Consider the following 23,864-nt stretch of genomic DNA (forward strand, 5'->3'; position numbering starts at 1 on the left):
ATTTTTTATCCTTTAAATCTCTATAACTTATCCTTTAATTTCTCAACAAAGAGATAGGCTGCTGGACAGGTCAAAGTATTCTTAATCGTCAAATGGTTGATTTGATGAATTTTTTTACGGTCCGTATGGGGAAATTCACGACAGGCCTTTGGACGAACTTCATAGATGGAACAGAGATTATCTCCTCCTAAAAAGGGACAAGGCATGGATTTAAAAACCTTATCACCATCTTCATCTACCTGCAGAAACTCCGCTTCAAAAGCTGGTAATTTCATCTTAAAATACTTGGCGATTCGTGTAATATCCGCTTCTTTAAAGTCCGGTCCCAATGTCTTACAACAATTGGCACAGGCCGTGCAATCAATTTCCTCAAAGACTTCTTGGTGAATCTGCTGGGCTATCTTGTCTAGGTTTTTAGGAGGTTTTTTCTTTAGATTGGCTAAAACTTTACGGTGTTCCTTCTGCTTTTGCATGGCTAGCTGGTGGTAGTACTCAATATCAATTTCTTTAGACATGATTTCTCTCTTATTCTATTTGCTTCTCCTATTATATCATGCCTCTTCATCATTGAAAAGTGGACTTTACAAGACTATACTATTCCCGAATGTATCAAAAAACCTTGCAACTAGGTTACAAGGTTAATGAAATTAATCAAAGTTAACGTATTCTTTTTGAAGTTCAAGGACTTCTTCCATTGTTGAACACTCTGTAAGGGCACGGTTAGCGTACTCTTCCATCTTAGCAGTATCCAATTTCTTCATCAAGCTACGTGTACGAAGTACAGATGTTGCTGACATAGAGAACTCATCCAAGCCCATTCCGACAAGAAGTGGAACAGCTTTTTGGTCACCAGCCATCTCACCACACATACCAGCCCATTTACCTTCAGCGTGAGCTGCCTTGATAACATTGTTGATCAAGCGAAGGATTGATGGGTTATATGGTTGGTAAAGGTATGAAACTTGTTCGTTCATACGGTCTGCTGCCATTGAGTATTGGATCAAGTCGTTTGTACCAATTGACATGAAGTCTACTTCTTTAGCAAATTGGTCTGCAAGCATCGCTGCTGCAGGGATTTCAATCATGATACCAACTTGGATGTCATCCGCAACTGCAACACCTTCAGCAAGAAGGTTTGCTTTTTCTTCTTCATAAACTGCTTTAGCTGCACGGAATTCTTTCAAGAGGGCAACCATTGGGAACATGATACGCAATTGACCATGAACAGAAGCACGAAGAAGGGCACGGATTTGTGTACGGAACATTGCATCTCCAGTTTCAGAAATAGAGATACGAAGGGCACGGAATCCAAGGAATGGGTTCATTTCATGTGGCATATCGAAGTAAGGAAGTTCCTTATCTCCACCGATATCCATTGTACGAACAACTACTGGTTTACCATTCATTCCCTCAAGTACAGCCTTGTATGCTTCATACTGCTCATCTTCAGTTGGGAAGTCTTGAGAATCCATGTACAAGAACTCTGTACGGTAAAGTCCAACCGCTTCTGCACCGTTGTTGTTAACACCTTCCACGTCTTTTGGAGTACCGATGTTAGCAGCCAACTCGAAGTGTTTACCGTCAGCAGTCACTGTTTGAGCATCTTTCAAAAGTGCCCATTCAGCTTTTTGTTTAGCATAAGCTTCACCAGCTGCTTTAAATTCTGCCGCTTGTTCATCTGTTGGGTTGATAATCACTTCACCAGTAATTCCGTTAACGGCAAGGATATCACCGTCTTTCACCACTTCAGTGATGTTATTTGTTCCCAATACAGCTGCAATTTCAAGTGTACGTGCCATGATAGCTGAGTGGCTTGTACGTCCACCGATATTTGTTACAAAAGCTTTTACAAAGTTTTTGTCCAATTGAGCTGTATCAGATGGTGTCAAGTCATGCGCAATCACGATTACTTCTTCATTGATAGAAGCTGGGTTTGGCAATTTCTTACCAAGAAGATTTGCCAATACACGTTTTGTCACGTCGCGGATATCCGCTGCACGTTCTTGCATATATGGGTTGTCTTCCATACCTTCAAAGATAGTGATGAACATGTCAGTCACTTCTTTAAGACCTGCTTCAGCATTGACTTTCTTAGCACGGATTGTTTCTTTAATCTGACCAATCAATTCTGGGTCAGCAAGAACCATCAAATGAGCGTCAAAAACTTGAGCCGCTTCTTCACCAAGCGTACCTACAGCTTTCTCACGGATAAGAGAAAGCTCGTTTTGAGAAGCTTCAAGAGCTACATCCAAACGAGCCTCTTCTGCGTTTGTATCTTCGACTGAAACAGTCTCGAATGACAAATCCGGTTGAACGAGTAGATATGCTTTTGCAACTGCAACACCATCAGATGCTGCGATTCCTTTAAGCATTTCTGTCATTTTCCTTATGCCAATCCTTCTTTTTCCATTGTTTCTGAGATTGCAGCGATAGCGTCATCTGCATCTGCACCTTCAGCTGAGATAGTTACATCAGCACCTTGGCCAACACCAAGACTCATAACACCCATGATTGATTTAAGGTTAACTGATTTACCTTTGTACTCAAGAGTGATATCTGAAGCAAATTTGCTTGCAGTTTGTACCAACAATGTTGCTGGACGTGCGTGAATACCTGTTTCTGCCACTACGTGGAAATCTTTAGAAGCCATAGTTTGACTCTCCTTTTGTTCTTTCTTTTTTGAGTTATATGTGATAACCCTTACAATTTGGTATTATACCATCTTCTAGGATTTTTTTCAAGCATTTTATGGGATTTATTCGATTTCCTTTCAGATAACTTGCTGAAAATCTTCTATTCTAGATAACAAAACACAGGATATAGTTTTCCAAAAAACTACTTCTAGGATAATTATCACTATTTCATAAAACAAACACTACATATTGTGTTTTGCAACCTTTAGTAGAAAAATAGACCACTATATTTAGTTTCAAATCATTGACAAAAATTTATTTTCTGATATACTAAGAAAGTAATCTATTTTGAAAGAGGAGTTACACAATGGTAACCGTTTATTCTAAAAACAACTGTGTCCAATGTAAGATGACTAAACGTTTCTTGGACAGTAATAATGTCGCTTATCGTGAAATCAATCTTGATGAGCAACCTGAGTACATCGATCAAGTTAAAGAGCTCGGTTTCAGCGCAGCTCCTGTGATCCAAACACCAACTGAAGTCTTTTCAGGTTTCCAACCAGGAAAACTGAAACAATTAGCATAATCTTAGTACATCATCCAGAAGAAACTGCTTCTAGGGCTAACTTAGAAGCCTTTCTTTTGTAATTAGATAAGGGAAATTTTATGGGATTAAAACATCTTGAAGACGTGACTTACTTCCGTCTCAATAACGAAATCAACCGTCCTGTCAATGGACAAATCATGCTTCATAAAGATAAGGAAGCCTTGGATGCCTTCTTTAAAGAAAATGTAGTTCCAAACACTATGGTTTTTGATTCAATCAAAGATAAAATCAACTACCTCATTGAACACAACTACATCGAAACAGCCTTTATCAAGAAATACCGTCCAGAGTTTTTGGAAGAATTGTCTCAATTTATCAAAGACCAAAACTTCCAATTCAAGTCTTTCATGGCAGCTTATAAATTTTACAATCAATATGCTTTGAAAACTAACGACGGTGAATATTATCTTGAAAGCATGGAAGACCGCGTCTTCTTTAACGCCCTTTATTTCGCTGATGGGAATGAAGCTATTGCCATCGATATTGCCAATGAAATCATCCACCAACGCTACCAACCTGCTACTCCTTCCTTCTTGAATGCTGGACGTGCTCGCCGTGGGGAGTTAGTATCTTGCTTCCTAATCCAAGTAACTGATGATATGAACTCTATCGGACGTTCTATCAACTCAGCTCTTCAACTTTCACGTATCGGTGGTGGTGTGGGAATTTCCCTCAGCAACCTTCGTGAAGCTGGTGCACCTATCAAAGGCTATGAAGGAGCCGCTTCTGGTGTCGTTCCTGTTATGAAGCTTTTCGAAGATAGCTTCTCTTACTCCAACCAATTGGGGCAACGTCAAGGTGCCGGTGTTGTCTACCTCAACGTCTTCCACCCAGATATTATCGCCTTCCTTTCAACTAAGAAAGAAAACGCCGATGAAAAAGTTCGTGTAAAGACCCTTTCACTTGGTGTTGTAGTACCCGATAAATTCTACGAATTAGCACGTAAAAATGAAGAAATGTACCTCTTCAGCCCATACTCTGTAGAACTTGAATACGGTGTGCCATTTAACTACATCGACATCACTGAAAAATACGATGAATTGGTCGCAAATCCAAACATCCGCAAAACAAAAATCAAAGCGCGTGATTTGGAAACTGAAATCTCTAAATTGCAACAAGAGTCTGGTTACCCTTATGTCGTCAACATTGATACGGCTAACCGTGCAAATCCTGTTGATGGTAAGATTATCATGAGTAACTTGTGTTCTGAGATTCTTCAAGTTCAAGAACCAAGCTTGATCAACGATGCTCAAGAATTCCTTCAAATGGGAACGGACGTTTCATGTAACCTTGGTTCAACCAACGTGGTTAACATGATGACTTCACCTGACTTTGGTCGTTCTATCCGTGCTATGGTTCGTGCCCTTACTTTCGTTACAGATAGTTCACACATCGTAGCTGTGCCTACCATCGACCACGGAAATAGCCAAGCTCATACCTTTGGTCTTGGTGCCATGGGACTTCACAGTTACCTTGCCCAACAATTGATTGAATATGGGGCACCTGAGTCTGTTGAGTTTACTAGCATCTACTTTATGCTTATGAACTACTGGACTTTAGTTGAGTCAAACAATATTGCGCGTGAACGTGGCATCACCTTCCACAACTTTGAAAAATCAGACTATGCTAACGGAAGCTACTTTGACAAGTATATTACAGGCGAGTTTGTTCCAAAATCAGAACGTGTTAAAGAACTCTTCAAAGATGTCTTTATCCCAAGTGCTGCTGACTGGGCTGAACTTCGCGACAAGGTTCAAGCAGGTGGTCTTTACCACCAAAACCGCCTTGCTGTAGCGCCAAATGGTTCTATCAGTTACATCAATGACGTTTCGGCTTCTATCCACCCGATTACGCAACGTATCGAAGAACGACAAGAAAAGAAAATCGGTAAAATCTACTATCCTGCTGCTGGCTTGTCAACAGAAACCATTCCTTACTACACTTCTGCCTACGACATGGATATGCGTAAAGTGATTGATGTCTATGCTGCTGCAACTGAGCATGTGGACCAAGGACTTTCACTCACACTCTTCATGCGTAGTGACATTCCAAAAGGTCTTTACGAATGGAAGAAGGAAAATAAACAAACGACACGTGACTTGTCTATCCTTCGTAACTATGCCTTTAACAAGGGAATCAAGTCTATCTACTACGTCCGTACCTTTACAGATGATGGTGGAGAAGTCGGTGCTAACCAATGTGAAAGCTGTGTGATTTAATCTTTGCTTGAGGAAACTACATTTTCTCAGATAAGTATTCATTCACCGTGCTAAACTAAACTGGAATAAGCATCTATACTATGGAAAAACAAAAAAGTCGGGCTTCCGACTTTTTGTGCGATACTCCTCTAGAATTATGATAAAATAGAAGTAATTGTGAGTTCGCAATACTAAACACAGAAAGAGATTTCAAAATGGAAACTTACTACAAAGCCATTAACTGGAATGCCATCGAAGATGTCATCGACAAATCAACTTGGGAAAAACTGACGGAGCAATTCTGGCTCGATACACGTATTCCCTTGTCAAATGACTTGGATGACTGGAGAAAGCTATCAAATGTAGAAAAAGACTTGGTTGGGAAAGTCTTTGGTGGTTTAACACTTCTCGATACTATGCAATCTGAAACTGGGGTTCAAGCCCTTCGCGCGGACATCCGTACACCCCATGAGGAAGCTGTTTTCAATAACATCCAATTTATGGAATCTGTCCACGCTAAATCTTACTCATCAATCTTTTCTACCTTGAATACTAAGGCTGAGATTGAAGAAATTTTCGAATGGACCAATACCAATCCTTACCTACAAAAGAAGGCTGAGATTGTCAACGAAATCTACCTAAACGGTAGCCCACTTGAAAAGAAAGTTGCCAGTGTCTTCCTCGAAACCTTCCTCTTCTACTCTGGTTTCTTCACTCCTCTCTACTATCTCGGTAACAACAAGCTAGCCAACGTTGCGGAAATCATCAAACTGATTATTCGTGATGAGTCTGTTCACGGAACCTACATTGGTTATAAATTCCAACTCGGTTTCAATGAATTGCCTGAAGAAGAACAAGAAAAACTCAAAGAATGGATGTACGACCTGCTCTACACTCTTTATGAAAATGAAGAAGGCTACACAGAAAGCCTCTATGACGGTGTTGGTTGGACGGAAGAAGTCAAGACCTTCCTTCGCTACAATGCTAACAAAGCACTCATGAACCTGGGACAAGATCCACTCTTCCCAGATTCAGCAGATGATGTCAACCCAATCGTCATGAACGGTATTTCAACAGGAACTTCCAACCACGACTTCTTCTCTCAAGTCGGAAATGGTTACCTTCTTGGTGAAGTTGAAGCCATGCAAGACGATGACTACAACTACGGTTTGGACTAATCCAATTATCCCAGAACTGATAACAAATATCATGGCTTGTTTAAAACAACCATGATATTTTTGTTTTTGTTTTCTTTTGTTTTTTAAATTGATTGATTGAATACTTTATGATAAAATAGTAATAGAAATAGAGGTGATAACGATGTTAAAGCAAGAAAAACTAGATAATATTCTAGAAACGGTAAATACAAAGGGAACTATTACTGTAAAAGAAATCATGACTCGCTTGGATGTGTCAGATATGACTGCTAGACGCTACTTGCAAGAGTTGGCAGACAAGGATCTACTTGTTCGAGTACACGGGGGAGCTGAGAAAATTCGCACAGGTTCTATTTTAAATAATGAACGTTCCAATATTGAAAAACAAAGCTTACAGATTGCAGAAAAACAAGAAATTAGCCGTTTTGCAGGCCATTTAATTGATGAGGGTGAAACTATTTTTATCGGCCCTGGTACGACCTTAGAATCTTTTGCCCGTGAACTTCCAATTGATAATATTCGTGTTGTAACAAACAGTTTACCAGTCTTTCTCATCTTAAACGAACGAAAACTAACAGATTTGATTTTAATCGGTGGAAACTACCGCTCTATCACTGGAGCCTTTGTGGGAACACTAACCTTTCAAAACTTGGCCAATTTACAATTTTCTAAAGCTTTCGTTAGCTGTAATGGTATTCAGGACAATGCAATTGCGACCTTTAGTGAAGAGGAAGGTGAATCTCAACGCATCGCCCTCAATAATTCCAATAAAAAATACTTACTAGCTGACCATAGTAAGTTCAATAAATTTGATTTCTATACCTTCTACAATATCTCTGATATTGATACCATCGTTTCAGATTCTAAACTGAGCAAAGAAACGTTTGAACAACTTTCAAAACAAACAAAAATTATTCTTTCTAAACCATAAAACTGAGGATTGATAAAATATAAAATGCGTCATATCAAGAAAATAAGAATCTTGATATGACGCATTTTTTGATGAGGATTTTTACAAAGAGTTTCCTAGATTCTTTATGATTGTTGAAACGGCATAAAATCTGAATCAAAGGAGATATTATCCCATTCTTCAGGATTGATAAAATTTAAAAAGATATTTTTAAATTCTTCCAGCTCATAATCTGAATGACAAATCCATTCTTTACCAGTCGAGACATACCATTTTCCGAGACTTTTCAATTCTTCATTCGTCAAACACGGTGTTTGAGAGCATTTTTCGAAATTGATAATATAAACTTTTTCATAAATAGATTGGATTAAATCTTTGAACATCTTTTGCCTCACTAAAATTCTATATTTAATTACTCATTCTACTAGTCTATAATCTGACTTTCTGCTACTTTCTTGTACCAGTGAGCTGATTTCTTAGGATAACGTTCTTGAGTTTCAAAGTCTACATAGAAGAGACCGTAACGTTTTTCATAACCGTTTGACCATGAGAAGACGTCCATCAATGACCAGATGAAGTATCCTTTGACGTTTGCACCATCAGCAATCGCATCAGATAAGACCTCTAAGTGTTGTTTGACATAATCAATACGGCCATCATCATAAACAGTATTGTCTACAAACTCATCTTTATAACCAAGTCCATTTTCAGTGATGTAAATCTTCTTATAGTTCGGATAATCTTTCTTCACGCGCATGATTTGGTCATACAAACCTTGAGGGTAGATAATCCAATCCCAATCCGTACGTGGTACATAGTCAGGAGCTACACGACGACCAACACCTTTGATTTGGTATTTAGAGCTTCCTTTCTCACCCTTACCATTATGGATAATTTCAGTTTCTCCATCAAAGGCTTCCATCCAGTCACTCATATAATAGTTGATGCCTAGAAAATCATTCAAGTCTTTCGCAGCTTCTAATGCTGTGAAATCTTCTTCACGAAGATCCAAGCTACCACCATTGACTGATAAGATATGGTTGACGCCTTCCATCGTTTCAGCTGAATAGTGACCTAGATAAGTTGCATCCAAGATAAATTTATTGTGGATGATATCTTCCAACTCAGCTGCACGAACATCTGCTGGATTTTTAGGATCTAAAGGATACTTGGTTGGCAGTGCGTGAACAACACCAATTTCACCTTTATAACCTTTATCTTTATATAGCTTAACTGCACGCGCATGAGAAACCATCATATTGTGGTGCGATTGGAAAACTTTGGCAAGGTCGTACTGAATACCTGGAGGGAATTTTCCAACCAAGTATTGACCATCACCAATTGGCCCAATTTCATTAAAGGTTGTCCAATAGTTTACTTCTGGGAATTCTTCAAAACAGAAGGCAGCGTAGTCTACAAAGTGTTCAATATTTTCACGGTTTAAGAAGTCTCCATTTGAGTGGAGAGCTTCTGGCGTATCAAAGTGATGAAGAGTTACAAAAGGCTCAACATGACGTTTGTGACACTCTGCAAATAGATTATGATAAAATTCAACACCTTTAGCATTTACTTGGCCGTAACCAGTCGGGAAAATACGTGACCAGGCAATAGAAATTCGAATACCATTGACACCATACTCTTCTGCTAGCTTGAGGTCAACTGGGTATCGATTGTAAAAATCACTGGCTGGTTCGGCAGTGTACCAGTAGTTATCTTCAAGATACTTATCCCACGCAACTGGTCCTTTACCATCAGTATGTGTAGCACCTTCTGCTTGATAGGCAGCTGTTGCGCCACCGAAAATAAAGTCTTTTGGTAATGTTTTTGTCATTTTTTTCACCTATTTCTTGATTTAAATAAAGTAAAAGTGAGAGGAGAGGAGTCAGTGAGCCATCCTTCTCCATCTCACTTCTTGTACCAAGTCACCGAATTGTAACATGAGGAGGTAAAAACGATAGCTTTTTACCGACGAATTAACAAGGCGATTAGGAAATTCGCCATAGCGATTTCCGTAATGAGAGGAGACTGTTTCACAGTCCCTATCGTTAATCGAATTGAGCTTGTACGAATGCAAGAGCACCTTTTCCATCACGAGTTAATTTGATGTATTGAGCTCCCTCTGTTTTCGCAAGTTTAATATCGAGTTTATCGGTTTCTGCTTTCATATCTTCAAAGTTTGAAGCAACTTGAGGGGCAAGGATAACTAAATCAAACTCTGGCAACATTTCACGGTGAGCACCATAGCCACCTGCTGCTGCTTTCACAGGAACATTGTATTCTGCAGCTGCCTTATTCAAAGCATTCGCAAGAAGTCCACTTGTACCTCCACCTGCACAGAGAACGAGGACATTTGTTTCTTCAGTGATTGTATTTTGAGCTGCTTCAACACCCGCTTTTTCAAGAATAGCATCCGCTTTTGCAGTGTTGAAGTTTGCAGCAACTTTTTCTTTCAATTCATCATTAGACTTACCTGAACGTTCTTCTTCAAGAATTTGTTCATTATAGACTTTAAGGAATGGATAGTAAATGACTACATCAACCACGATTAGAAGGGCAGCAAGAATGAATGATAGAACTTGGAAGTTAGTACCAAGAACTAGACCTAGTGGAGCTGGGGTTGTCCATGGTAGATTAGCAGTAAATGAATTCATTCCAAGAGTTTCAATGAAGAATTTAAAGATCCAAACGTTTGCGATAGGAGCAAAAATAAATGGAATGAAGAAGATTGGATTCAATACAAGCGGTGCACCAAACAAGATTGGTTCATTTACACCAAAGAATGTTGGAACTACTGAAGCACGACCGATGGCACGGTTACGTTTTGATTTTGTTAACCACATGAACATGAATGGAACAACCAGTGTCGCACCAGTACCACCCATGGTAACGATAAACATTTGTGTACCAGAAGTAAGAATCTTGTCAGCGTGCATACCTTGTTGGAGAAGGTTCAAGTTGACTTCGGCATTTGCATAGGTAATAGCTGCGATAGCAGGTTCAACAATAGATGGACCATGGATACCAACAAACCAGAAGAAGGCAAAGGCACCAAATATAATGGTAATACCAAGATAGCCATCAGCTGCAGAGAATAATGGTGCAAAGAATTTACCGATTGATTCAGCTACGCTTGCACCAACAAAGTGACGAGCTAGTAAATCAAGAGCATAAAGTGAAACAACTGATAGAGTGAATGGAATCACATCTTTAAAGACTTGTGAGATATTTGGCGGAACTTCGTCAGGCATACGAATAGTGACGTTGTTCTTAACACAAACCTTATAGATTGCTACAGTAACAAAGGCAGCAAGGAAGGCTGAAAGCAAACCTTTTGTCCCCAAGAATCCAGTAGCTAGACCATTTTCGATAGGATCAGCTGCTAACATCAACAAACCAACAATCGCTGCTAACAGTGTTGACATATAGTTGATTTGATTGGTTTTCTCCATGCTACGGTTTACTGAGTCAGTCAATGACTTAGCTGTTGTACCAGCTACCAAGAGAGCCAGAATACCCATAGAATAGCTATAAGGTTTCATCAGAAAGGCTACAACTTCATCAGACCATTTAAAGCCCCATGAGTTTGGTACAAAGGCAATCAAGATAAAGATACTTGAGAAGAGAATAACAGGCATACCTGCAATGAAACCATCACGAATAGCACGAAGATAGATATTACGAGATAGTTTCTCAAAGAAAGGCTTTCCTTTCTCGATAAATGCAATTAATTTATTCATTATTTAACTCCTCTCTTGTACAGTTCAATTAAATGGTGCATCAAATCTTTTAACAAAATAGTTGTCATCAAGTGATCTTGACCGTGCATCATGGTCACACTATAAGCCAAATCTTCGCCAGCTGCTTCCTTAGTCAATAGACTTGTTTGCGCGTGGTGAGCCTCTGCGATACAGCTACCAGCTTCCTCGACTAAGCTATCTGCTTTCGCAAAATCACCAGCTTCAGCAGCTTTCAAGGCTTCCAATAGTTTTGAACGAGCATCGCCAGCATAAGCTACGATTTCAAAACCTAACAATGTTACTTCTTCTCTATTCATGATAGAATTCTCCTTATATAATTTTAAATAAATTTTATGACAATAAACGTTGGATATGTAGAACTAGATAAACTCGTTCACTCTTATACAAATCAAGACCCGTATGTTGCGTAATCACATCATAGATCTTAGAACCAATCTCAAACGCTCTGGGATAGGATTGTTTGATATGGTCTTCCATATCCAGAAGCGATTGGTTATCATCTCTAGAGCGGTCTAAATAATCCAGGAAATAATTCAAATGAATCATAAAGCGATCATAGAAATGATTATTCTCTTTGGTTCGTTGAATTGCATAGTCCTTTAGCACTTCTTCAACATTCCTGAGAATTTCTTTCCTCTTATCAATCGACTCAACTACTTGGACTTCATTCTCACCCTCAGCATTGATGAAATGATAAGCAATCCGAATAATTTCGTCCTCAGGAAAATGATCTGCTAGCTTCTGACGATAAATTCCAAAAGCCTCATTTGCAATTTGAAAAGCGACAGGATACTTGGTAGAAATATCTGGCAGATTACTATCCTTGTACCTTCCTTGTGCTAGAGCTTGGTAAGAACAGTAAATATGATCTGTCAAGGTTACGTAAAGATATTCTTGAATCGGATAATGATATTTCTTTGATAGCTTATCAATGATTTCATAGGTCACTGTGATAAAATCAAGCGGAACATCTTTGAGAAGAGCCATAAAGTTTTCCCTGGACTCTTCTGTCTTCATCCGAAAGATTTTCTCAATATGCTGTTCAGTAATCAAATCTCCCTTCCTCTTTCCAAATGTAATCCCCTTACCAATCACAATCACTTCTTCTCCTTTATCATTTCTGACAAGCGAGACATTGTGATTCATTGGATTTAGAATTCGATACATGTCAACCTCCTTTTATATCTTAAAGGTATATGAGTACAAAAAATGACCACAAATGAACTAGAAAATCAGCCGATTTCTAATTCACCTGTGATCATGCCTAATATTACTTAGTAACACTCACCTTGTATTAACTTGTGATTTAAGTATAGCACAAGTAAGTTATTTTGTAAACCTTTACATAAAACTTTTTTTAAAATTTTTTTAGATTCATGTTCCTAACCTAGGAGGACTTGCTTACACGCGTTCTTTCCATGAAGTCGCTGTAGTTTGAAGAACTTTGTTCAATTCGTCAATGTTTTCAAAACCAGTTGTGCGAAGCCATTCGCGAGCTGCTGCTTCACCATCTTTGATGTACGCTTCAACTGATCCAGCCCATGTTGCACGTCCACAAAGAACTCCGTTAAAGTTTGCACCTGATTCATGGGCAAATACAAGAGTATCTTGGAAGAGTTTAGCTGATACACCAGCACTCAAGTAGATGTATGGCAAGTTAGTTGCTTCATCTTGTGCTTTGAAGAAGGCTGCAGCTTCTTCACGTGTATATACTACTTCACCTTCAGCGAATCCTTCAACATATTTAATGTTGACAGGAACTTCTACTTTCAAGACATCAATGTTAAATCGTGGGTCTGAGAAGACTTTCATAGCACCGATCACTTTGTGTGGTTTTACTTTCGCGTATTCTACAGAACCTGCGTCAGCAATTTTTTCATCGTAAGCAAGGATTTCAAGGAAGAATGGGATATCTTCAGCCACACACTCTGAACCGATACGTTCGATGTAAGCTTGTTTTTCTTGGTTGAGTTCGTCTGAGCTATCTACATCATAGTAAAGCAAGAATTTAACTGCATCTGCACCTTCTTCTTTAATACGTTTTGCAGACCAAACATCCAAGCAGTCTGGCAAGCGTTTTGTGCTTGTTGTGTCATAACCTGTTTTTTCATAAGCAAGGAGAAGACCAGCTTTTTCATCAAGAGCTTTAGTTGCTGGAAGTCCATACTCAGGGTCAAGAAGCATAGATGATGCGTATTTAGTCAATTCATCTGCTACCAAGACTTTCAATTCTTCCATTTGAGCTACAGTTGGTTCTTCTGTTTGGTGTTGAGCCATGAGGCGTTTCAAAGCACCACGTTGGTCAAAAGCAAGAGCTGAGATGATACCATTTTCATCAGAAAGTTTTTCTAAGCGTGCACGTTTTTGTTCTGTTAAAGCCATTTTATACCTCTTTTACTATTAATTGATCATATAGAGCTTGATAGTTGGCCATGTTAACATGACCAGTCATTTTTTCTTGAGCATTGAGCATACCAAGGACATTTGCCTTGATGAGTAATTCTGCATCCGATTCTTTGTGAAGAAGTCCTGAAGAAATCCCTGCCACAGTAGAGTCTCCAGATCCAACAGGATTTACCACCTGAATTCTAGGAATATCCACCTTGTAGAAAGTGTCCCCATGTTTGGCAAAGGCACCGTTAGCACCAAGTGAAACGATAATCCATTCAATCCCTGCAAACAACGGTTCTTGAAGGACTTCTTTTAATTCATCCAAATCCTCAGAAACTTCTCTTCCTAGAAGTTGAGATAATTCCTCATTATTTGGTTTGATGACTGTTGGTTTATGTGATGATTCAAGAACTGCCTGAAGAGCTGCACCAGAGCAGTCCAAAACTACAGGTTTACCAGCTTGATTAGCAAGTTCTACCAAGCTCGCATAGTAATCAACTGGAAGACCAGCTGGCAGACTACCTGAGATGGCCACTACTTCAACTGAGTCCAAGAGTTTTTTGAAATGTTCCAAAAAGTCTTGACCTTCCTGTTCCAATACTACAGGACCTTTTTCAAGAACTTCTGTTTGGTTGTCTCCGTGGAGAATAGCGATACAGTTCCGAGTTTCTCCCTGAATAGAGAAGAAATCTTTCTTTACTTTATCATCGATATGTTCTACCAAAAACTCACCGAGTTTGCCACCAACTAAACCAGTAGCAAGAACAGAATCACCAAATTCTGAAAGGACTCGGGTAACGTTTAGTCCTTTACCACCAGCAGTTTTGGTTACATCCACCACACGATTGACAGTATCAATCTTCAACTCATCCAAAGGATAGGAAATATCAATGGATGGGTTCATTGTGACTGTTAAAATCATAGGCCACCTCTTAGTCGTGGTATTCTCCGCGATCCCATTTTTCAAGAAATTCAGTGAAGAAGTTTGCGTCTGTTTGTTGAGCATTGTGACTTTCAACGTGTTCAATTTTCGCAATCAATTTTTTGTTTTCTTCAGATGGTTTGTATTCAGCATGGATGAAAGCTTCAATGATATCACACATAAGCAATTCACCAGTAATCTTACCACCAAAACCGATAACGTTTGCATTCAATTGTTCTTTTGCATAAAGAGCTGTAGTCATATCACGAACCAAGGCAGAACGAACACCAGGAACTTTATTTACAGCGTTATTGATACCAACACCAGTACCACAGATACATACCCCAAGATCAGCTTGACCGCTAGTTACAGCTTCCCCTACTTTTTTACCAAAGATTGGGTAGTGAGTACGTGTATGGTCATATGTACCAAAGTCAATGACTTCATATCCTTTTGATTTCAAAAATTCTGAAACCGCCATTTTTTCATCTGTTACGATGTGGTCACATCCAATTGCAATTCTCATTAGTTATTCCCTCCGATTAATTATATAAATCTAATATCATTTATCCCTACTCAAGAAAAATCAAGATTAGCTTAGGAAGCGAGCTGCAAGCATAACTGAGGTTAGCTAAAGTGAGCTGACAACAGATTATCTTGATTTTTGAAGAGTATTAGCACATTTTGTTCAACATATCAACACGAATTTGGTGACGTCCACCATCGTATTTACCGTTAACAAATCCTTTAGCGATGTTTTTAGCCAATTCATCACCAACAAGTTGTGCACCCATAGTGATCATACGTGAGTTGTTGTGACCACGAGTCATATAAGCTGAACGTTCGTCAGATACTTCTGCAGCAACCATTCCTTTGATCTTAGTTGCGACCATAAATGGACCAGCTCCATAAGCATCAATCACGATACCAAGGTTTTGTTCTTCTTTGTTTACTTCTGCAGCAACAGCAAGAGTCACATCAACAAAGTCTTGACCTTCAGCTGTAACATCCACAACGTGGAAGTTTTCTTTTTCCAAGAAGTCTTTCACAACTTCTTTCAATCTCAAACCTGCAGCATCTGCACCGATAACAATAGACATATTGTATACTCCTTTTATTTTTCTAGGCTAGTAAAACCTTTTATAGTTAACAGTTTACCTACAAAAGCTTTCTAGCAGTTTATTGACAAATTGGATTGAATGAGATGAATGACACCTTATTCAAGTTTAGGAAATCAGTTTCCTAGAAATAATCTTTCTCCACGAAAGAGAATATAACAAGTGATTGTTTGTTTGTGACAAACATCATTTGTTGCTTACAAACATAATATACTCCTATTTCTTAAAAAAGTCAACAATTAATGTTTGTTTTTGTGTTTTTTTAACTAAAAAATTTCGATGTCAAAACCAATTTGATCCACTTGACCAGGTTCTAGGAGGCGAACATTCTTCTTATCTTCTAGATGATCTCCTTCTTCAAGAGATGTTGACAAGCCAGACCATGGTTCAAAAGCAATGAAAGGACCCTTATTCAAAGTTGACCAGATAATGAGATTTGGAAACTCTGCAAAGTGCACTTTCAATCCCTTATCATGTTTACGAGAACGAAGGGCAATTGTTCTAGATTGCAATTCATCTAAGGTGACTGCATCAGTGCTGAAAAGATCATAGCTGAGGTCTAATTCTTTTTGACCTTCTAGCCATGGACTTCTATCTTGAAAATCCAGCATACCTGTTTCTGGGAAAGGACGTGGAACAGAGCAAGTCTCTTCTTTCTCAAACTCTAGATAATAATCTTCATAGACTTCATCATCCAGTAGAGGACAATTAAATCCTGGATGTCCACCAATAAAGTAAGGCATGACCTTGCTAGTTTCTTTATTGAAAATCTTGTATTGAGTTCGTACTGTCTTGCCAGTAAGGCTATAAGTGATTTCTAGGCGGAAATAATAAGGGTAGTTCTGATAGCTATTCTCATCGTCTTCAATTGCAAAAGTTACACTATTATCTGTCTGTTCAACTAATTCAAATTCTTTCTTACGAACCAAACCATGACGAGGAATCTTTCCTTTGCTTTCTTGCCCCTTCTCATCTATATAGAGGGCTGTATCCTCTCTCAAAGAACCACAAATGGGGAAGAGAACAGGAGCTTGTCCACTCCAATAAGTGGCATCCCCTTGCCACAAATACTCCAGTCCCTCAGTATCTTTTATAGAAGAAAGAGCCCCACCAAAACTGTTAAATTCAACTCTTAATTGTTCTGATTTTAATTCAATTACCATTATTTTCTCCGATTTCTTGATAGTTTATAAAAAACTAGGCTGTCACTCCTATCAGGAAAATGACAACCTAGCTTTAACAATTTACATTTTATAGGAGCGCATTATTTTGCTTTTGCTGCGTACTCTTCGTTACGTTTGATCATTTGTTTTCTGTACCATGCAAAGATACCGATATAGAATACAAGGAAGACTACAGCACCAAGGATTGCTTTGATATCACCTGTTGTAGTGTTACCAATTGTCCAACCAAGAAGTTTTTCGATTGGTCCTTCAAGAGTTGAGTGAGTGATCAATTGAGTTTCGCTCACACCTGCTGGGAAGGCACCTACACCTTTAGCAAGTTCTGTTGCAAATGGTGCGATAAGTGTACCTGAAAGAAGGAAGAGTGGCAACAAGAGTGTTCCGAAGATAATCATACGGAGCAATTTACCACGTGTTACAACCAAGAGAGCTGGAGTAACACCCATAGCGATGATACCTGCAAGTGGCAAGATACCATTTCCGACTTTTGAAAGAAGCACAGCTTCGATCAGCATGATTGGTGCAAGTACGTTGGCACAAGCCCAGATTTCAGCACGACCAGCGATGAATGGCCAGTCAAGACCGATATTAAATTTACGTCCTTGAAGACGTTTAGTAGCAACGTTTGTAATACCTTGTGAAAGTGGTTCTACGGCAGCGATGAACCATGAACCGATGAGTGAGAAGAGTTCCAAAGATACACCGGCTGTCAAACCAAGAGACAACCAACCTTTAATAACTAATTGCCAGTTTGCTGCATCTTCTACGCCAGCAACTGGATGTGGAGTACCCATCAAACCGATAACGATACCAAGGATGAAACCGATGAAGAATTTAGATCCCCAGAAACCGATTTTCTTGTTCAATTTAGCAGCATCAAAGTCATATTTATCAAGACCTGGGAAGAATTTTTCAAAAATCTTATCCAAAACCATGATAACTGGGTTCATCATGTAGTTCATGTGAGTTGAAGTCATTGGTGATGAACTTGGTGCGTTAAGAAGGTCATCAAATGTAGGTTTCATCAAATCAGAGTTGATGATTTTAAGAACACCTACAAGGACAACTGCTGCAGTGGCGATGAAGAGTGAAACCCCTTGGCTTACACCGTTGTTGTCTGCATACCATTTAATCAAAAGACCTGTGATAGACAAGTGCCAGATATCGAAGATATCAACGTCAAGTGTATCAGTTTTCTTCATAGCAAGCATCACTACGTTGACAATCAACATGATGAGCAAGAAGTAAAGTGTCCAAGCAGATCCCCAAGTGATTGTAGCAAGTGGTGCCCAACCAACGTCAGTGATGTTCAATTGAATACCAGTATTTTCAACGAATTTTGCAAGTGATGCTGAGAAAGCACCATTCAGCATACCGATGATAGCACCGATACCAGTAAGAGCGATGGCAAGTTTGATACCACCTTCAAGTGCTTTGGAGAATTTCACTCCAAAAAGTAGAGCCAATACTGTCAAAATGATCAGCATGATGATTGGCCCACCCATATCCAAGATAGGTTTGAACAGCTTATTGGCTAGTTCGATAATGACATCCATAATAGTTCCTCCCTTTTTATAGTTATATGAATGTTAACAAATTAAAATTAGCTTAACCCGTGTTCTTTGATAGCTGCTTCAATATTATCAAATACTGGAGCACTCATTGCTGGGATACGGAATAAGATTGGTCCAGCTTCGATAACTGGAATACCTGGGTCAAAACCAAGATCTGTTGCAGCAATTGGTGTAAAAATGTCATAACCTTTGATAAGGTCTTCATTAACGTCTTTTACCATAACTGCATCACAGTGAACATCAAAACCGCGGTTTGAAAGTTCTTCTTCAAGAGCACTTTTAATTTGGTGGCTTGAGTTAACACCTGCACCGCAGGCAGCAAGAATTTTAATCATATGGATTTCCTCCGATTTAATATTTTTAATAGACAAAATTAAGCAATTGCTTCAGCAATATAAGCATAGAGGGCTTCTGGTTCAGAAATTTTTGATAGGTCTTCAAGATGACTATTTCCAGTAAAGAAGTCCATCAACTGAGCAAGAATGTTCGTTTGACTTGAACTTGAGTTATTAATGATAAAGAAGAGCAAGGATACTTCTACTTCCTTATCTGGCGCAATCATATTGTGGAAAGTCACTGGTTTTTCTAATCGAACGACCACAACTTTTTCGGCTAGATTATGAACAATATCTGTGTGAGGAATAGCCACATTCGGCAAATCCTTACCCAAAAATTCCATATCTAGGCCAGTTGGAAATGACTTTTCACGCGTGATCAAGGCTTCACGATAAGTTGGAGTTACGATTTCTCGTTCTTCCAATAAAGTTGCTACCTGATCAAAGAGATGTTCTTGATTATCCGCTTCTAAGCAAAACACAAGGTTTTTGTCAAAGAAATGATCTAATCCCATAAGGTTTTCCCTTCTTTCCATTAACTTTATGCTATAAGTATAACACTATATGAAATCGTTGTCAATAATTTTTTGTTGTTTTTTGTCCTTTTTTTGATTATTTTGTTTATTTTTTATCTTTACAACCAAAACAAACACTTAAAACAAACACTCTAAACGATTTAATCCTCTTATAAATGCAAAAAACAGGCCTATTTAAGCCTGTTTTACTATTGATTCTTATGTAAGTTTCCTGTGAACAAGAAAAACAATTATGATAACTTATTCTTCATCCATGCTCAAGACGCTAAGGAAGGCTTCTTGTGGAACTTCTACTGATCCGATAGCTTTCATGCGTTTCTTACCAGCTTTTTGTTTTTCAAGCAGTTTACGCTTACGAGAAACGTCACCACCATAACATTTAGCAAGTACGTTCTTACGAAGGGCCTTGATATCAGTACGAGCCACAATCTTGTGTCCAATAGCTGCTTGAATTGGAACCTCAAATTGTTGGCGAGGGATAATTTTCTTAAGTTTATCAACGATGAGTTTTCCACGTTCGTAGGCAAAGTCCTTGTGAACGATAAAGCTGAGGGCATCCACCTTGTCTCCATTGAGAAGGATGTCCATTTTGACCAGCTTAGATGGGCGATACTCTGACAATTCGTAGTCAAAGCTTGCATAACCACGTGTCGAAGACTTAAGTTTATCAAAGAAGTCAAAGACAATTTCAGCAAGAGGAATTTGGTAGATAACATTGACACGGTTATCATCAATATAGTCCATCGTCACAAAGTCCCCACGCTTGCGCTGAGCTAATTCCATGACTGCTCCAACAAACTCTTGCGGCACCATGATTTGCGCCTTAACATAAGGCTCTTCAATGGTCGCAATCTTGGTAGGATCTGGGAACTCAGATGGATTTGACACATCCATAGACTCACCATCGGTCAAATTAACCTTATAGATAACGGATGGAGCTGTCATGATGAGGTCGATGTTGAACTCACGTTCCAAACGTTCTTGGATAACATCCATATGGAGAAGTCCAAGGAAACCACAACGGAAACCAAATCCAAGTGCCTGAGATGTTTCTGGTTCAAACTGAAGACTAGCATCATTCAGTTGTAATTTTTCAAGGGCTTCACGCAGGTCATTGTACTTGTTTGACTCGATAGGATAGAGACCCGCAAAGACCATAGGATTCATCTGCTTGTAACCATGTAATGGCTCAGCCGCAGGATTGGTTGCCAAGGTAACGGTATCACCCACACGAGTGTCCTGAACTGTCTTAATAGAAGCAGCAATATAACCAACGTCACCAGTCGCAAGGAAATCACGACCAACTGCCTTGGGTGTAAAAATACCAACTTCTGTCACATCAAAGGTCTTACCATTGCTCATGAGCTGAATCTTATCGCCAGGTTTAACCACTCCGTCCATGACACGCACTTGGAGGATAACCCCACGGTAAGCATCGTAAACAGAGTCGAAAATCAAGGCCTTAAGAGGCGCCGTCACATCACCGGTTGGTGCTGGTACTTTTTCTACGATTTGCTCGAGGATTTCTTCAATACCGATTCCAGCCTTGGCAGAAGCCAAAACTGCTTCACTGGCATCCAAACCAATGACATCTTCAATCTCTGTACGCACGCGCTCAGGATCTGCAGCTGGTAGGTCAATTTTGTTAATGACTGGCATGATTTCCAAATCATTGTCCAAGGCTAGATAAACGTTAGCAAGGGTTTGAGCCTCAATACCTTGAGCGGCATCGACCACCAAAATAGCACCCTCACAGGCAGCGAGCGAACGTGAAACTTCATAGGTAAAGTCCACGTGCCCAGGTGTGTCTATCAAGTGGAAAATATAAGTTTCCCCATCTTTGGCAGTATAATTCAGCTCAATGGCATTCAACTTAATGGTAATCCCACGTTCCCGTTCTAGATCCATGCTGTCCAAAAGTTGAGCTTGCATTTCACGGCTTGAAACGGTCTCAGTCTTTTCCAAAATGCGGTCTGCTAGAGTCGACTTTCCGTGGTCAATATGGGCGATAATAGAGAAGTTACGGATCTTCTCCTGTCGTTTTTTCAATTCTTCTAAGTTCATGATTCTCTTCCTTTCAGGGTATCTATTTATTATAAATTGTTTTTGACATTTTGACAAGACCATACCCTGCTAGGAGTACTAATCTTCAGCAACAAAGCCGTCATTTTCGATAAAGTGGTGTTCTGTCATTCCTTGGTCTGTAAAGACAATCCCATGAAGGACACCACCATAAACAGCTCCTCCGTCCATTCCAATCTTGCCATCTTCTGTAGTCCAAAGCTCAGCAGTACCACGCTCTTGCTTCAGCAAACCATAAACCGGTGTATGTCCAAAAACAATGATTTTTCCAGTATGATTTTCTGCTTCGTGGAATGGTTTTCTAAGCCAGACTTTTTTATAATCTGTGGTTTCATGCCAGTCATCCAAGGTCAAATCAATACCTGCGTGAACAAAGATATACTTGTCTGTCTCTACCACAAATGGCATTTGACGAATAAATTCGACCAAGTCTGCCGCTTCAGTAGCAACACGCTTGGCATCTTCTACTCCGTCAACTGGTGCATCCAAGGGACGACCTAGGATAGAGTTAATGGTTGTATCTCCACCATTGCGACGATAGTGATCATAGCTTTCTTCTGGGTCATCTAGCCAAGTCAAAAACATATACTCGTGGTTTCCTGACAAACAGATCGCCCCTTGATTGTCAACCAAGTTCTTGACCATTTCAAGGACACGGCGACTATCTTCACCACGGTCAATCAAGTCCCCTAGAAAAAGCAACTGGATCTGACCATCCCATGTTTTGAGAAGGTCTTCCAGCATCCCAGCTTTTCCATGAACATCTCCAATTACATAATAGTCTGTCATCTTATTTCTCCCTGTTTCTCAACAATTCTCTCGCTTGCGTCAGGGCTGCTTCCGTCACATCATCACCTGCCAACATCTTGGCAACTTCCTCCACTCGCTCTTCAACCGTCAAGAGACGAACAGTCGAAACCGTTGAATGCTCATTGCTAATCTTCTCAATAAAGAATTGATAATCCGCAATCGCAATCACTTGTGGCAAATGGGAAATAGCCAGAACCTGACCATGCTGACCAATCTTGTGAATCTTCTGTGCAATAGCCTGAGCTACACGGCCTGAAACTCCTGTATCCACTTCATCAAAGACAATACTTGTCTTGCCTTCTTTACGTGAAAAGGCTGACTTAATGGCTAGCATGAGACGAGACAATTCTCCGCCAGAAGCAACCTTAACCAAGGGTTTAAAGTCTTCGCCAGGGTTGGTTGAAATGTAAAATTCGACAATTTCATTACCCTCACGACTGAATTTGCCCTTGCTAAAACGAACTTGAAACTGGGCTTTTTCCATATAAAGATCTTGAAGCTCTTGTTTAATCTCAGATTCTAATTGCTGAGCCAAGTCATGACGAGCAGATGCAAGCTGACCTGCCAAATCGACAAGATTGACTTCCAATTTCTTGAGCTCTGCTTCCATGTCCTCAGATGAAAGATTATTGCCCGTCAAGAGATTGTATTCTTCCGTAATCTTGGCGAAATAAAGCAAAACATCATCAACAGTCCCACCATACTTACGCGTAATGGTATGAAGGAGATCCAAACGATTCTCGACCTGCATGAGACGATTACCATCAAAATCAAGGTCCTCAATAATAGCTTCCAGACGTTTGCTAATGTCTTCTAAGACATAGTAGTTCTCAGATAGTGAGCTTGAAATTTCACGATATTCCGGGTCGTACTCTTCGACACTTTCCATATCATTCATGGCCGAACGAACATTGGCCAGACTCGAGAACTCTTCATTGTCCAACATACTGTAGGCATTGGTCAACGTATCCGCAATATTTTTATGGTTTAGAAGTTTATCTCGCTCTTGATTGAGAGTCAAGTCTTCACCTGCTTGCAAGTTTGCTGCCTCAATCTCTGCCATTTGAAATTCCAACATTTCAATACGAGCCTTGTGTTCCTGTTGGTTTTTCTTGACTTCCAGAACCTGCTTACGCATTTTACGGTAGGCATCAAAACTCGTCTGATAGGTTTCTTTCAATTCCCAAAAAGTTGCATCACCAAATTCATCCAACATCTGGATATGAAGTTGGGGACGCATTAATTCCTCTTGGTCATGCTGACCATGAATATCTACTAGATGTTGTCCAATAGCACGCAATACAGACAGATTGACCATCTGGCCATTCACACGACTGATACTCCGACCATTTAGCAAGATTTCCCGACGGATGATAATTTCATCCCCCATTTCCAAACCTTGCTCATCAAAAATTTCCTGTAAAAGGCGACTATTCTCAACTGAGAAAAGCCCCTCAATCTCTGCCTTTGGCGCACCATGACGAATAACATCTGTCGTAGCACGAGCTCCCAACATCATATTCATGGCATCAATGATAATCGACTTCCCTGCACCCGTTTCACCAGTCAGGACAGTCATCCCCTTTTCAAAATTGAGGGAAATAGCCTCAATAATGGCAAAGTTTTTTATCGAAATTTCAAGTAACATA

23 protein-coding genes are annotated in these 23,864 nt (G+C 39.6%); 4 read left to right on the forward strand and 19 right to left on the reverse strand.

The genetic code is table 11. The features are described from left to right. Positions 1-20: 20 nt before the first annotated feature. From L0P31_RS04220 to L0P31_RS04230, 3 genes are all read right to left on the reverse strand, one after another. The gene (locus tag L0P31_RS04220; RefSeq protein ID WP_049546639.1) at positions 21-515 is read right to left on the reverse strand and encodes a YkgJ family cysteine cluster protein; all 495 of its coding nucleotides are present in this window, start codon (positions 513-515) and stop codon (positions 21-23) included. 132 nt (positions 516-647) lie between these two features. Continuing rightward, entirely contained in the window at positions 648-2,381 is a 1,734-nt protein-coding gene (gene ptsP / locus L0P31_RS04225) for a phosphoenolpyruvate--protein phosphotransferase (RefSeq protein ID WP_004241506.1), read from the reverse strand. Positions 2,382-2,386: 5 nt separating this feature from the next. After that, positions 2,387-2,650, reverse strand: coding sequence for a phosphocarrier protein HPr (locus L0P31_RS04230; protein WP_000146947.1), 264 nt, complete (start codon positions 2,648-2,650; stop codon positions 2,387-2,389). 350 nt (positions 2,651-3,000) lie between these two features. On the opposite strand from L0P31_RS04230, the gene nrdH reads away from it, so the two are divergent. From nrdH to L0P31_RS04250, 4 genes are all read left to right on the forward strand, one after another. Beyond that, positions 3,001-3,219, forward strand: a complete 219-nt coding sequence (gene nrdH / locus L0P31_RS04235) for a glutaredoxin-like protein NrdH (RefSeq protein WP_000259240.1) — start codon at positions 3,001-3,003, stop codon at positions 3,217-3,219. Between the two features lie 80 nt (positions 3,220-3,299). Further along, positions 3,300-5,459 (forward strand): class 1b ribonucleoside-diphosphate reductase subunit alpha, encoded by a 2,160-nt coding sequence (gene nrdE, locus L0P31_RS04240; RefSeq protein WP_238095920.1) that lies wholly within the window; start codon positions 3,300-3,302, stop codon positions 5,457-5,459. A 194-nt stretch (positions 5,460-5,653) separates the two neighbouring features. Next, positions 5,654-6,616: a class 1b ribonucleoside-diphosphate reductase subunit beta gene (gene nrdF / locus L0P31_RS04245; RefSeq protein ID WP_000451386.1), complete on the forward strand. Its 963-nt coding sequence runs from the start codon at positions 5,654-5,656 to the stop codon at positions 6,614-6,616. Positions 6,617-6,758: 142 nt separating this feature from the next. Then, a complete protein-coding gene (locus tag L0P31_RS04250; RefSeq protein WP_049502534.1) occupies positions 6,759-7,526 on the forward strand; it encodes a DeoR/GlpR family DNA-binding transcription regulator in 768 nt (255 codons plus the stop codon). Positions 7,527-7,630: 104 nt separating this feature from the next. On the opposite strand, the gene L0P31_RS04255 is transcribed toward L0P31_RS04250, so the two are convergent. From L0P31_RS04255 to recN, 16 genes are all read right to left on the reverse strand, one after another. Continuing rightward, positions 7,631-7,888, reverse strand: coding sequence for a DUF3884 family protein (locus tag L0P31_RS04255; RefSeq protein ID WP_238095922.1), 258 nt, complete (start codon positions 7,886-7,888; stop codon positions 7,631-7,633). Positions 7,889-7,929: 41 nt separating this feature from the next. Further along, positions 7,930-9,336, reverse strand: a complete 1,407-nt coding sequence (lacG, locus tag L0P31_RS04260) for a 6-phospho-beta-galactosidase (protein WP_000169253.1) — start codon at positions 9,334-9,336, stop codon at positions 7,930-7,932. A gap of 214 nt (positions 9,337-9,550) precedes the next feature. Continuing rightward, positions 9,551-11,242 (reverse strand): lactose-specific PTS transporter subunit EIIC, encoded by a 1,692-nt coding sequence (locus L0P31_RS04265; RefSeq protein ID WP_238095924.1) that lies wholly within the window; start codon positions 11,240-11,242, stop codon positions 9,551-9,553. Continuing rightward, positions 11,242-11,559, reverse strand: coding sequence for a PTS lactose/cellobiose transporter subunit IIA (locus L0P31_RS04270; protein ID WP_001078323.1), 318 nt, complete (start codon positions 11,557-11,559; stop codon positions 11,242-11,244). The genes L0P31_RS04265 and L0P31_RS04270 overlap by 1 nt, the downstream gene beginning before the upstream one ends. A gap of 34 nt (positions 11,560-11,593) precedes the next feature. Next, a complete protein-coding gene (locus L0P31_RS04275) occupies positions 11,594-12,430 on the reverse strand; it encodes a PRD domain-containing protein (RefSeq protein ID WP_238095926.1) in 837 nt (278 codons plus the stop codon). Between the two features lie 234 nt (positions 12,431-12,664). Beyond that, on the reverse strand, positions 12,665-13,645 hold the full coding sequence (lacD, locus tag L0P31_RS04280; protein WP_001229114.1) for a tagatose-bisphosphate aldolase: 981 nt from the start codon (positions 13,643-13,645) through the stop codon (positions 12,665-12,667). Position 13,646: 1 nt separating this feature from the next. Continuing rightward, the gene (locus tag L0P31_RS04285; RefSeq protein ID WP_238095929.1) at positions 13,647-14,576 is read right to left on the reverse strand and encodes a tagatose-6-phosphate kinase; all 930 of its coding nucleotides are present in this window, start codon (positions 14,574-14,576) and stop codon (positions 13,647-13,649) included. Positions 14,577-14,586: 10 nt separating this feature from the next. Continuing rightward, a complete protein-coding gene (gene lacB / locus L0P31_RS04290; protein WP_001216913.1) occupies positions 14,587-15,102 on the reverse strand; it encodes a galactose-6-phosphate isomerase subunit LacB in 516 nt (171 codons plus the stop codon). 148 nt (positions 15,103-15,250) lie between these two features. Then, complete coding sequence (gene lacA / locus L0P31_RS04295) at positions 15,251-15,676, reverse strand: galactose-6-phosphate isomerase subunit LacA (RefSeq protein ID WP_000029277.1); 426 nt, start codon at positions 15,674-15,676, stop codon at positions 15,251-15,253. A 284-nt stretch (positions 15,677-15,960) separates the two neighbouring features. Beyond that, positions 15,961-16,857 carry an aldose 1-epimerase family protein gene (locus tag L0P31_RS04300; RefSeq protein WP_023948151.1) on the reverse strand — a complete coding sequence of 299 codons (897 nt, stop codon included), beginning with the start codon at positions 16,855-16,857 and terminating at the stop codon, positions 15,961-15,963. Between the two features lie 101 nt (positions 16,858-16,958). Then, entirely contained in the window at positions 16,959-18,434 is a 1,476-nt protein-coding gene (locus L0P31_RS04305; protein WP_000382513.1) for a PTS galactitol transporter subunit IIC, read from the reverse strand. A 47-nt stretch (positions 18,435-18,481) separates the two neighbouring features. Then, on the reverse strand, positions 18,482-18,787 hold the full coding sequence (locus tag L0P31_RS04310) for a PTS sugar transporter subunit IIB (protein WP_000590547.1): 306 nt from the start codon (positions 18,785-18,787) through the stop codon (positions 18,482-18,484). A gap of 38 nt (positions 18,788-18,825) precedes the next feature. Continuing rightward, complete coding sequence (locus L0P31_RS04315) at positions 18,826-19,302, reverse strand: PTS sugar transporter subunit IIA (protein WP_000521976.1); 477 nt, start codon at positions 19,300-19,302, stop codon at positions 18,826-18,828. Between the two features lie 261 nt (positions 19,303-19,563). Next, positions 19,564-21,387, reverse strand: coding sequence for a translation elongation factor 4 (gene lepA / locus L0P31_RS04320; protein ID WP_001047207.1), 1,824 nt, complete (start codon positions 21,385-21,387; stop codon positions 19,564-19,566). 78 nt (positions 21,388-21,465) lie between these two features. After that, on the reverse strand, positions 21,466-22,194 hold the full coding sequence (locus L0P31_RS04325; protein WP_238095931.1) for a metallophosphoesterase family protein: 729 nt from the start codon (positions 22,192-22,194) through the stop codon (positions 21,466-21,468). A gap of 1 nt (position 22,195) precedes the next feature. After that, on the reverse strand, positions 22,196-23,863 hold the full coding sequence (gene recN, locus L0P31_RS04330; protein WP_238095933.1) for a DNA repair protein RecN: 1,668 nt from the start codon (positions 23,861-23,863) through the stop codon (positions 22,196-22,198). Position 23,864 lies beyond the last annotated feature (1 nt).

Origin of the sequence: Streptococcus mitis (assembly GCF_022137125.1) — a bacterium.
In the GTDB taxonomy this organism is placed as follows: Bacteria; Bacillota; Bacilli; order Lactobacillales; family Streptococcaceae; genus Streptococcus; species Streptococcus mitis_CE.

Coding starts and splice junctions, on each gene's coding strand:
- L0P31_RS04220 (WP_049546639.1), bottom strand. CDS start 515: ATGTCTAAAGAAATTGATATTGAGTACTACCACCAGCTAGCCATGCAA.
- ptsP (WP_004241506.1), bottom strand. CDS start 2,381: ATGACAGAAATGCTTAAAGGAATCGCAGCATCTGATGGTGTTGCAGTT.
- L0P31_RS04230 (WP_000146947.1), bottom strand. CDS start 2,650: ATGGCTTCTAAAGATTTCCACGTAGTGGCAGAAACAGGTATTCACGCA.
- nrdH (WP_000259240.1), top strand. CDS start 3,001: ATGGTAACCGTTTATTCTAAAAACAACTGTGTCCAATGTAAGATGACT.
- nrdE (WP_238095920.1), top strand. CDS start 3,300: ATGGGATTAAAACATCTTGAAGACGTGACTTACTTCCGTCTCAATAAC.
- nrdF (WP_000451386.1), top strand. CDS start 5,654: ATGGAAACTTACTACAAAGCCATTAACTGGAATGCCATCGAAGATGTC.
- L0P31_RS04250 (WP_049502534.1), top strand. CDS start 6,759: ATGTTAAAGCAAGAAAAACTAGATAATATTCTAGAAACGGTAAATACA.
- L0P31_RS04255 (WP_238095922.1), bottom strand. CDS start 7,888: ATGTTCAAAGATTTAATCCAATCTATTTATGAAAAAGTTTATATTATC.
- lacG (WP_000169253.1), bottom strand. CDS start 9,336: ATGACAAAAACATTACCAAAAGACTTTATTTTCGGTGGCGCAACAGCT.
- L0P31_RS04265 (WP_238095924.1), bottom strand. CDS start 11,242: ATGAATAAATTAATTGCATTTATCGAGAAAGGAAAGCCTTTCTTTGAG.
- L0P31_RS04270 (WP_001078323.1), bottom strand. CDS start 11,559: ATGAATAGAGAAGAAGTAACATTGTTAGGTTTTGAAATCGTAGCTTAT.
- L0P31_RS04275 (WP_238095926.1), bottom strand. CDS start 12,430: ATGTATCGAATTCTAAATCCAATGAATCACAATGTCTCGCTTGTCAGA.
- lacD (WP_001229114.1), bottom strand. CDS start 13,645: ATGGCTTTAACAGAACAAAAACGTGCACGCTTAGAAAAACTTTCTGAT.
- L0P31_RS04285 (WP_238095929.1), bottom strand. CDS start 14,576: ATGATTTTAACAGTCACAATGAACCCATCCATTGATATTTCCTATCCT.
- lacB (WP_001216913.1), bottom strand. CDS start 15,102: ATGAGAATTGCAATTGGATGTGACCACATCGTAACAGATGAAAAAATG.
- lacA (WP_000029277.1), bottom strand. CDS start 15,676: ATGTCTATTGTTATCGGTGCAGATGCTGCAGGTTTGAGATTGAAAGAA.
- L0P31_RS04300 (WP_023948151.1), bottom strand. CDS start 16,857: ATGGTAATTGAATTAAAATCAGAACAATTAAGAGTTGAATTTAACAGT.
- L0P31_RS04305 (WP_000382513.1), bottom strand. CDS start 18,434: ATGGATGTCATTATCGAACTAGCCAATAAGCTGTTCAAACCTATCTTG.
- L0P31_RS04310 (WP_000590547.1), bottom strand. CDS start 18,787: ATGATTAAAATTCTTGCTGCCTGCGGTGCAGGTGTTAACTCAAGCCAC.
- L0P31_RS04315 (WP_000521976.1), bottom strand. CDS start 19,302: ATGGGATTAGATCATTTCTTTGACAAAAACCTTGTGTTTTGCTTAGAA.
- lepA (WP_001047207.1), bottom strand. CDS start 21,387: ATGAACTTAGAAGAATTGAAAAAACGACAGGAGAAGATCCGTAACTTC.
- L0P31_RS04325 (WP_238095931.1), bottom strand. CDS start 22,194: ATGACAGACTATTATGTAATTGGAGATGTTCATGGAAAAGCTGGGATG.
- recN (WP_238095933.1), bottom strand. CDS start 23,863: ATGTTACTTGAAATTTCGATAAAAAACTTTGCCATTATTGAGGCTATT.